Annotated in this window: 5 protein-coding genes; 1 reads left to right on the top strand and 4 read right to left on the bottom strand. The window is 33.2% G+C overall.

All coding sequences use genetic code 11. The features are described from left to right. The coding region (locus ACP6PL_RS05880) for a hypothetical protein (RefSeq protein WP_426543513.1) at window positions 1-192 on the top strand (192 nt) is incomplete at its 5' end. A 159-nt stretch (window positions 193-351) separates the two neighbouring features. On the opposite strand, the gene ACP6PL_RS05875 is transcribed toward ACP6PL_RS05880, so the two are convergent. The 4 genes from ACP6PL_RS05875 to ACP6PL_RS05860 form a co-directional block, all read right to left on the bottom strand. Continuing rightward, entirely contained in the window at window positions 352-813 is a 462-nt protein-coding gene (locus ACP6PL_RS05875; protein WP_426543511.1) for a response regulator, read from the bottom strand. A 405-nt stretch (window positions 814-1,218) separates the two neighbouring features. Next, window positions 1,219-3,477, bottom strand: a complete 2,259-nt coding sequence (locus ACP6PL_RS05870) for an ATP-binding protein (RefSeq protein ID WP_426543509.1) — start codon at window positions 3,475-3,477, stop codon at window positions 1,219-1,221. Window positions 3,478-4,250: 773 nt separating this feature from the next. Then, window positions 4,251-6,503 (bottom strand): ATP-binding protein, encoded by a 2,253-nt coding sequence (locus tag ACP6PL_RS05865; RefSeq protein ID WP_426543507.1) that lies wholly within the window; start codon window positions 6,501-6,503, stop codon window positions 4,251-4,253. A 964-nt stretch (window positions 6,504-7,467) separates the two neighbouring features. Further along, entirely contained in the window at window positions 7,468-8,778 is a 1,311-nt protein-coding gene (locus ACP6PL_RS05860; protein WP_426543505.1) for an aminopeptidase P N-terminal domain-containing protein, read from the bottom strand. Window positions 8,779-9,234 lie beyond the last annotated feature (456 nt).

Genomic DNA, 9,234 nt, shown 5'->3' with positions numbered 1-9,234 from the left:
AAAATCTTTTTATCGTCCTTATTATTCGTAACATTCTTTTTTCAAAATGGTATTAGCCCGATAAATACCTATCTTAGGGCTAAAGCCCTACTACGAGCTTTAATTATCACTGTTCAACCAGACATGATATTACATATAAAGACTCCAATATTTGTATATGCAAAAAAAGTACAAGCTTTTTGCGAACCATAGCTAAAAATGTTAACATTTTTAGCAGACAAGAGTAGAAAAATTCAAGGACAAAATATCCGACTACATCTTCTGTAATTCCTCTTTATTTCTATCTCCTGGCTCCTACCCGAATCAATAAGACTTATTCAGCAAACTCTACTTATATAATTGCTATACAAATCAATTATTAGGCAGAATAACTGCTTTAAACCAATAGGATAAAAAACTTTCTATATTTCTGCTTAAATCTTTAATATTAACTGGTTTTTGCATATAACTATTCACTCCTTGTTGATAACAAATGTGAATATCTTGTGGATTTGATGAAGTTGAAAAAACAACTACAGGAATTTTTTTAAGTTGTTGATTCTTTTTGATAATTTGAATTACTTCTCGCCCATCAGTTCCCGGCAGGTTTAAATCTATTAAAATTATTGTAGGACGAGGAGCTATTTCAGGATTAGAATATTCCCCTTGATTAAACAGAAAGTCTAGTGCTTCATCTCCGTCCATACAGTGGTATATAGGATAGCTAAAATCTAGCTTCCTCATTATTCTGGTCAATGCAACATAATCTTCCTCATTATCTTCAACTACTAGCAAAGATAAGTTTTTTTGAGAATTATTTTGTATTTGATTCATTTATGGCAATAATACTTTAGTTTTGAAAAAAATCTCTTGGCATTAGGGCACAGAGTTCAATAATTAATAATTAGGGCTTGCTGATTAAATCTAAAAACATTGACAGATAAAGATTTTAGCCTTTAATGGTCTTGAAAAAGTCCAAGCTTTTAGGTCTAAAAGGTTCAAAAAGTTAGCATTAAAGGCTCACTAGGACAGAAAAATTAACAGACCATTCTTCCGACTACTTCCTCTATAGCTCCCATTCCTCCTGTCTCCTGTCTCCTGACTCCTACCCTCACCCATAAGACTTTTGAGCGCAAACCCTAATTACTTTTTCTTAAAACAGATAGGATTGCTATAATATTTGCTCAGATTTAATCAAGTCAGGTTTTCCTTGAGGTAATTATCCATTAATGAATATATTTATTCTTGATTCCATAATTTTAGATAAAAAGTTGTTCCTTCTCCATATTTAGATTCTAGCCAAATTTGACCACTATGACGTTCAATAATTTTTTTGACTATTGTTAAACCTACTCCTGTCCCACCCCCAAATTTATCTTTACCATGTAATCGTTTAAAAATTTTAAAAATTGTCTCTAGATGCTTTTCTCGAATACCTATACCATTATCTTTGACATATATGATACTAGCAGATTCTTCAGTTTTTTCATAACCTATTTCTACAATTTTATCCTCTTTTTTATTATACTTCACTCCATTATTAATTAAATTGCTAAATACTTCTTCCATCAGGATTTTGTCTCCATAAATCACTGGCAAATTCTCCATCTTTCTAATTTCAATAGATGCCTCTGGTTTACTTATTCTAATAACTTCTACCACATTTTCAATTAATTCATTCAGATTAATCGCAGACTTATGGAGTTCTTGACGACCTAAACGGGAGAAAAATGACAAAGCATTAATTAAATTCTCCATCCGTTGAGTTAAACGCACCAAAGTCTCTAATTTTTCTCGACCATCTTCGTTAAGAATTTCCCCATAATCTTCCATCAAAAATGTCGAATAATTATGAATACCTCGCAATGGTTCTTTTAGATCGTGGGAAGTAATATAAGTAAAGGAATCTAACTCATTATTACTTTTTTCTAGTTCCAGATTGATTTCTGCTAAATCAGAAATTCTGCGCATTACAATTCCCACAATTGCGCTTTTAAATTCCTGGACTCCTTCTATTTCATGAGGTTGCCAAGGTAAGGAATGAAATTTAACTATTTCTTGCCATTCTGCAAAAGATCTCCGAGGACAAAGTTTCATTGTACCATCAGATTCCATCTCAATCGGATATTCTGGATTTCCAGCCCAATTAACTGTTTGACTTACTTCTGGTCGAAACCACAAAACATAAATTTCTTGTACCTTAGTAATTTCTAGCACTAATAATCCACTAGCAATCTCTTTAAATTCATTAGCTGGCGGGTAAATTATGGGCAAAGAATTAGTTGAATATATGTCAGTATCTATCTGATTTTTTACCCAATTTAGTAGTGCTGTAATTTCTACATTGCTTGGTGTTTTTCCTATTTTGTGATATTCTCCTTCCAGAGAAACTACAGACCCCGTTGCTCCCACTATTGTTAATAATTTACTACCAATATTTCTGAAAACAGTTAATAAATCTTCTGACTCAGAAATAGTCTTTATCACCTCAGATTGAAGCGACTTGAGAGCAACTTTAGAATCTAAATTATCATTTTGTTCTCTAATTGGAATATGAATCGACATTATTTGACCTAAAAATTCACAAGCCACTCGTTTATCATAGGGAATATATTTAACCGACTTATGATGACAAGCAATTAATCCCCATAATTTTCCTTCTTTCACAAGAGAAATTGCCATCGAACCCATAACACCCATATTTTCAAGATATTCTACATGACAGGAAGAAACACCTCGCAATACAGAAAAACTTAAATCTAGGGGTTGGTTAGTTAAGGGATTACATCTAGGTATTAATTCCACAGATCGACAGTTAATATTTGGAATAGTTCGTATAAACTTAACAGAGAAAACAGCTCTTGCTACTTGGGGAACATCATAAGCAGGATAATGTAAACCTAAATATGCTTCTTGATCTTCTCGTTTATCTTCAGCAATTACTTCTCCAGAGTCATCAGGATGAAATTTGTAAATCATCACCCTGTCAAATTCAGTAATTTTGCGGATTTCTTTAACTACAATCTCACAAAGTTCATGTAAATTGCCAGATTTCTGAATTTTATTAATTATGGGAAAAGTCAGTTGATAAAACTGGGAAAAGTCTAGACCTGATTCATCTTCAGAAAGTTCAATTTCTAAAATTACAACCCCATCATTACGATGAATAATACCATTAAATAATCTTACTTCATTTCCACATTTAATAGATAATTGTAGTGGGTTTATATATTCAAAATCCCCCTCCAAATTCTGGCGAATATTATCTATTTGATCAGAGTCTAAGAGACATTCAATGTTCTGTCCGAGTATATTTTCTGGACGAATATTTAGCCATTCTTCTGTGTTACTACTAACTTGAATAATATCCAACTCTGGCTCTTGCAAAACCAATAATACTCCATGATCTTGAATGAAGTTAGGAATATGAATTTGTTCGTTATAGTCAATATTTGAATTGACTCTTTGTCTGATGATGATTTTTTCTTTTCTATCCATTTTAAGGGAACAGGGGTAATTTCGGTTATCAGTTATCAGTTATTAATACCGACCACTAAAGTCGGAGGCTTGAAATATTAAATTGAATATTCTCTTGGTCGATTGGATATTGCGTTTTGCTCGCTTTTTCATCCCCTTAAATGGGGAGGCTTTTGACCTAATTTTTTGGTAATAATTATGGAATTTTTATCCATTCCTGATCATTACTATAGCAATTACCAAAAAGCCTGAGGGACAAAGTTTCTTAGTTTTATACTAATTCCCAAACATAATGCTATACTTCCGATGGACTTCAGTTATTAAGTAGGGTTTGCTGATTAAATATCAAAACATTGACCAATAAAAGTTTTAGGCTTTTTAAGTGGTGAAAAAGTACCAGATTTTAGCCTGATCAGGCTAAAAAAGTGAGTATCTTGGGTTTGGTAGAGGCACCCAAGTTAAAAGAGAATTTTTCCTTTGTAAGTCTTTTACAACTCCTGATTCCTCTTGAGTTTTCACTACTCCCTACTCCCTACTCCCTGCCTTGGCAAAAAGACTTTTGAGCGCAAGCCCTAAGTAATAATACTTCTTCAGTAATGTTTGTAAAGATTATCGGCATTAAATCAAAATATCTTATGTCTTTTAACCCTACTCCCTACTCCCTACTCCCTACTCCCAAGGAGATGTAGCAAGATTTTTGAGAAATGGTATTAGGGAGTAGTAATTCTCCTTCTGTAGGTATAGATAAAGAAGAAAAACAACTGTACCTCATTAGCTTGGAAAACCCTACATATTCACTCTAGATTCCATAATTTTAGATAAAAAGTTGTTCCTTCTCCATATTTAGATTCTAGCCAAATTTGACCACTATGACGTTCAATAATTTTTTTGACTATTGTTAAACCTACTCCTGTCCCACCCCCAAATTTATCTTTACCATGTAATCGTTTAAAAATTTTAAAAATTGTCTCTAGATGCTTTTCTCGAATACCTATACCATTATCTTTGACATATATGATACTAGCAGATTCTTCAGTTTTTTCATAACCTATTTCTACAATTTTATCCTCTTTTTTATTATACTTCACTCCATTATTAATTAAATTGCTAAATACTTCTTCCATCAGGATTTTGTCTCCATAAATCACTGGCAAATTATCCATCTTTCTAATTTCAATAGATGCGTCTGGTTTACTTATTCTAATAACTTCTACCACATTTTCAATTAATTTATTCAGATCAATAGCAGATTTATGGAGTTCTTGACGACCTAAACGGGAGAAAAATAACAAAGCATTAATTAAATCCTCCATCCGTTGAGTTAAACGTACCAAAGTATCTAATTTTGCTCGACCATCTTCGTTAAGAATTTCCCCATAATCTTCTATCAAAAATGTAGAATAATTATGAATACCCCGCAATGGTTCTTTTAAATCGTGAGAAGCAATATAAGTAAAAGAATCTAACTCGTTATTACTTTTTTCTAGATTTATATTTGCTAATTCAGAAATTCTGCGCATCATAATTCCCACAATTGCGAGCTTAAACTCCTGAATTCCTTCTGTTTCATAACGTTGCCAAGGTAAGGAATGAAATTGAACTATTTCTTGCCATTCTTTAAAAGATTTCCGAGGAGTAAGTTTCATTGTACCATCAGATTCAATTTCAATCTTCTTTGCTGGATTTCCAGCCCAATTAACTGTTTGACTTACTTCTGGTCGAAACCACAAAACATAATTTTTTTGTACCTTAGCAATTTCTAACACTAATAATCCACTACCAATCTCTTTAAATTCTTTAGCTGGTGGGTAAATTATAGGCAAACAATCAGTTGAATATATGCCAGTATAGAGATGGTTTATGACCCAATTTAGTAGAGCTGTAATTTCTGAATTACTTGGAGTTTTTCCTATTTTGTGATACCCTCCTTCTAGAGAAATTACAGCTCCCGTCGCCCCCACTATTGTTAGTAATTTACTGCCGATATTTCTGAAAACAGTTAATAAATCTTCTGACTCATAAATAATCTTTATCACCTCCGATTGAACAGACGTAAGGACAGCTTTATAATTTAAACTATCATTTTGTTCCATAATTGGAATCTGAATCGACATTATTTGACCTAAAAATTCACAAACCACTCGTTTATCGTAGGGAATATACTTAATTGATTTGTGATGACAAGCAATTAACCCCCATAATTTTCCTTCTTTCACAAGAGAAATTGACATTGAACCCATAACACCCATATTTTGGAGATATTCTATATGAATTGGTGAAACACTTCGTAATACAGAAAAACTTAAATCTAGGGGTTTGTTAGTAACTGGATTATTTTTAGGAAATAATTCTGCAGGTTGATAATTAATATCTGGAATAATCCGCAGATAGTTTTTGCTATATAAACTTCGTGCTGGTTGAGGAATGTCAGTCGCAGGATAATGTAAGCCTAAATAAGAGTCCAAATATTCCTGTATTTCTTCGGCAATAACTTCACCAGAATTATCGGGATGAAACTTATAAATCATTACTCGGTCAAAACCAGTTAATTTGGAGATTTTTTTAACTATAATTGAACAAAGTTCTTGTAGGTTAGCAGATTCTTGAATTACAGTAATATTGTTGCGAGTCAGTTGGAAAAAACGGAAAAAATCTTGATATAATTCAGTTTTACAAGGTTCTAACTCCAGAATTACAACCCCATCATTACGATGAACTATACTGTTAAATAGTCTAGTTTTATCTCCACATTTTAACTCTAATTGTAATGGGTTGAGATATTCAAAATCTCCTACCAAACTATTCCGTAGAGAATCGATTTGATGATCAGATAAAAGAGAACTGATATTTTGCTGGAGCAGATTTTCTGGATTAATATTTAGCCATGTTTCTGTATTACTACTAACTTGAATAATCTTAAGCTCTGGCTCCTGCAAAACTAGTAAAACCCCATGAGGTTGAATCGAACCCGGAATGTGAATTTGTTCCCGATCACAATTAGTTAAATTGACTGTTTCTGTTGTGATAATTTCTCGTTTAATATTCATTTCATCTGAATTATAATTTTATTATCCCAGATTCTGCGGATCATTTTGTAGCATAAAAATGTAGTATAAAATAACTAGTAGTTTCCTAAGTATTTATACTCAAAAAATCCTGTTAATTGGCCTTAGTAAAAGTAAAATTATCAGGAAAATATTAAGTATTTATACTTAATTTATTTCGATTATTGGCAACGACTATTCCCTACTGACTCCTAAGTTATACTTTTTTATATTACGTTTTAAAGTACAGAATATAGGTTTTATCAAAAAAAAGCTTGAGTATAAAATTATATAATGTTTTAATTCTCTGCACTCTTTAGAAGGCAAATAATTCAGCTTGTATAGATGTTTCATTAATTGATAATTGATAATGGATAATTACCTCTGGTTAAAACCGTTCTTGATTGAGGAGTTAGGAGTCGTAGGAGCGATTCGCTAATGGCCCGTACAGGAGTCGGGAGAGAAAGAGTAAATTAGAGGAAGTGAAGAATGCTTATTATAACTGATTATCCGAACATGATCAGGACTTACGCACGCGCAACCAAGAAACCGGGTTTATTCCCCTGATCTTGTTGTTCAAACCACGAAATTTCGTTCATAAACCCGGTTTCTGCGTAAGTCCTAATGATATAAGAGAGTGTTTGTAAACTAAAGATTAAGACGGCCAGAGTGCTTAATGTTGGGTGGGTGGGGTGCGAAAAGTTAAATTTTGCCTACAATTCATAGTTATTGTCGCCTAACCCACCCTACTGGATTGTTTCATCTTAAATGGTGCAATAGGAAGTTGACCTGAGATTGCTTTCCTGACGGAATGCTCCGCAAACACATTCGTTCGCAATGACAAATTTAATCCACAGTTTTAGCTGAAACAGTCCACTACGCCTAGATTTATCCTTTTACAAACAGTCTCTAATTATCAATTATTGATTATCCATTAATGAACTTAACCCAAGCTACTACCTAAAACTTACTTTTCTAATTCCTCAACTAACTTAGGAACCCCCGCAGTTAATACTTCACATCCTTCCGCCGTCACCAAAACATCATCCTCAATTCTCACTCCAATTCCACGCCAACGGTCATATACTTCTGGTTGACCTGTCACTGGTTTAATATTAGGACCAATATAAATACCAGGTTCCACAGTTAATACCTGTCCTGGTTGTAAATTTTGCGGTTCTTCTCCCCACTGATAAACACCTACATCATGCACATCTAAACCCAACCAATGTCCGGTTCTGTGCATATAAAAAGGCTTATATTTTTCCTTTTCAATTATTTCGTCAATATTGCCTTTTAACATTTTTAAATCTATCAATCCTTCCACTAAAACTCGCACTGCCGTATCGTGAATTTGTTTATAAGGATTTCCTGGTTTTACTTGTTCAATTGCTGCTAACTGCGCCCTTAAAACTAACTCATAAATAACCTTTTGTTCCGGTGTAAATTTACCACTAATGGGAAAAGTCCTAGTAATATCAGAATTATAATAATTGTAAGCAGCTCCAGCATCAATTAATAACAAATCATTTTCTCGCATTTGTCGATTATTTTCTATGTAATGAAGAATGCAAGAATTACCACCAGAAGCAACAATAGAAGGATAAGCAGGAGTAGCTCCATAACGAGAAAATATATACTCCATTTCCGCTTGAATTTGATATTCAAAATGCCCCTCTTTAGCAAACCTCATAGCATGGTTATGAGCATCAACAGCAATATCAGCAGCTTTCTGCATTTGTGCTAATTCCACATTACTTTTAATCAAACGCATCGGATGTAAAATTGTCCCCGCATCTTGAATAGCGATCGGACCAGTACCATTTTTTGGATAGACTCGCATCAAATTTTGCCAATGTTTAAGGACTGTTTCATTAAAGTGGCGATCGGGTCCTAAACGATAATAAATTTTATCTGCCTTTTTCAAATATTCGGGCAACTTTTGATTTAATTGATTAATAGGAAAAGCTGCGTCCGCACCGTACCTTTCCTTAGCAACTTCCACACCAGCGCGATAACCAGTCCAAGTTTCTTTTTCTTGGTCTTTTGGTTGTACAAACAAAATAAATTTATGCTTTTCATGGTGAGGAGCAATAACTGCCACTGCTTCCGGTTCATTAAAACCTGTTAAATAAAAAAAGTCGCTATCTTGACGATAGGAATATTCTACATCATTGTGCATGACAGCCATTGGCGCACTTCTGAAAATAGCCGTACCATCGCCAATTTTTGCCATTAATTTTTCGCGTCGTTGCTTATATTCTGAGTAAATTGTCATAATTTATATTAGTTAGAAGGAAGAAGGAAGAAGGAATATCAAATCTATTAGTATTATTATAATTCGTAGGGGGGTTTGGATACCAAACCCCCCTACAAAATTTGGAGTTTTTGCCCATACTGATAGTATACTCTTGCAAGTATAAACTCAGTATATTTGATATAACCATCTAATAAAACATGATATATGGCATATACAAATCCTAAATAAGTTGTAATATTTTATCCTAGATTTTTGGTTTCCAAATCCCATTTTATATTAGGTTGGGAGACCAAACCCCTACAATTTTTTTCACAAATCATTTAGGATTAGTATCAATTCTATTTAATACTAAAAGAACTAAAAGTCAAGCCCAAAAACCACTTAACTCTTAGTTCTTTTTTTTACCGAATTATTAATTGTTAATTGTTAATTAAATAATTGTGGTTTAAAGCCTCCCCTTGGATAGGGGAAAAA

The sequence above is a fragment of the Dapis purpurea BLCC-M126 genome (assembly GCF_050015975.1).
GTDB lineage: Bacteria > Cyanobacteriota > Cyanobacteriia > Cyanobacteriales > Microcoleaceae > Trichodesmium.
This window is presented reverse-complemented; position numbering and strand designations above follow the sequence as displayed.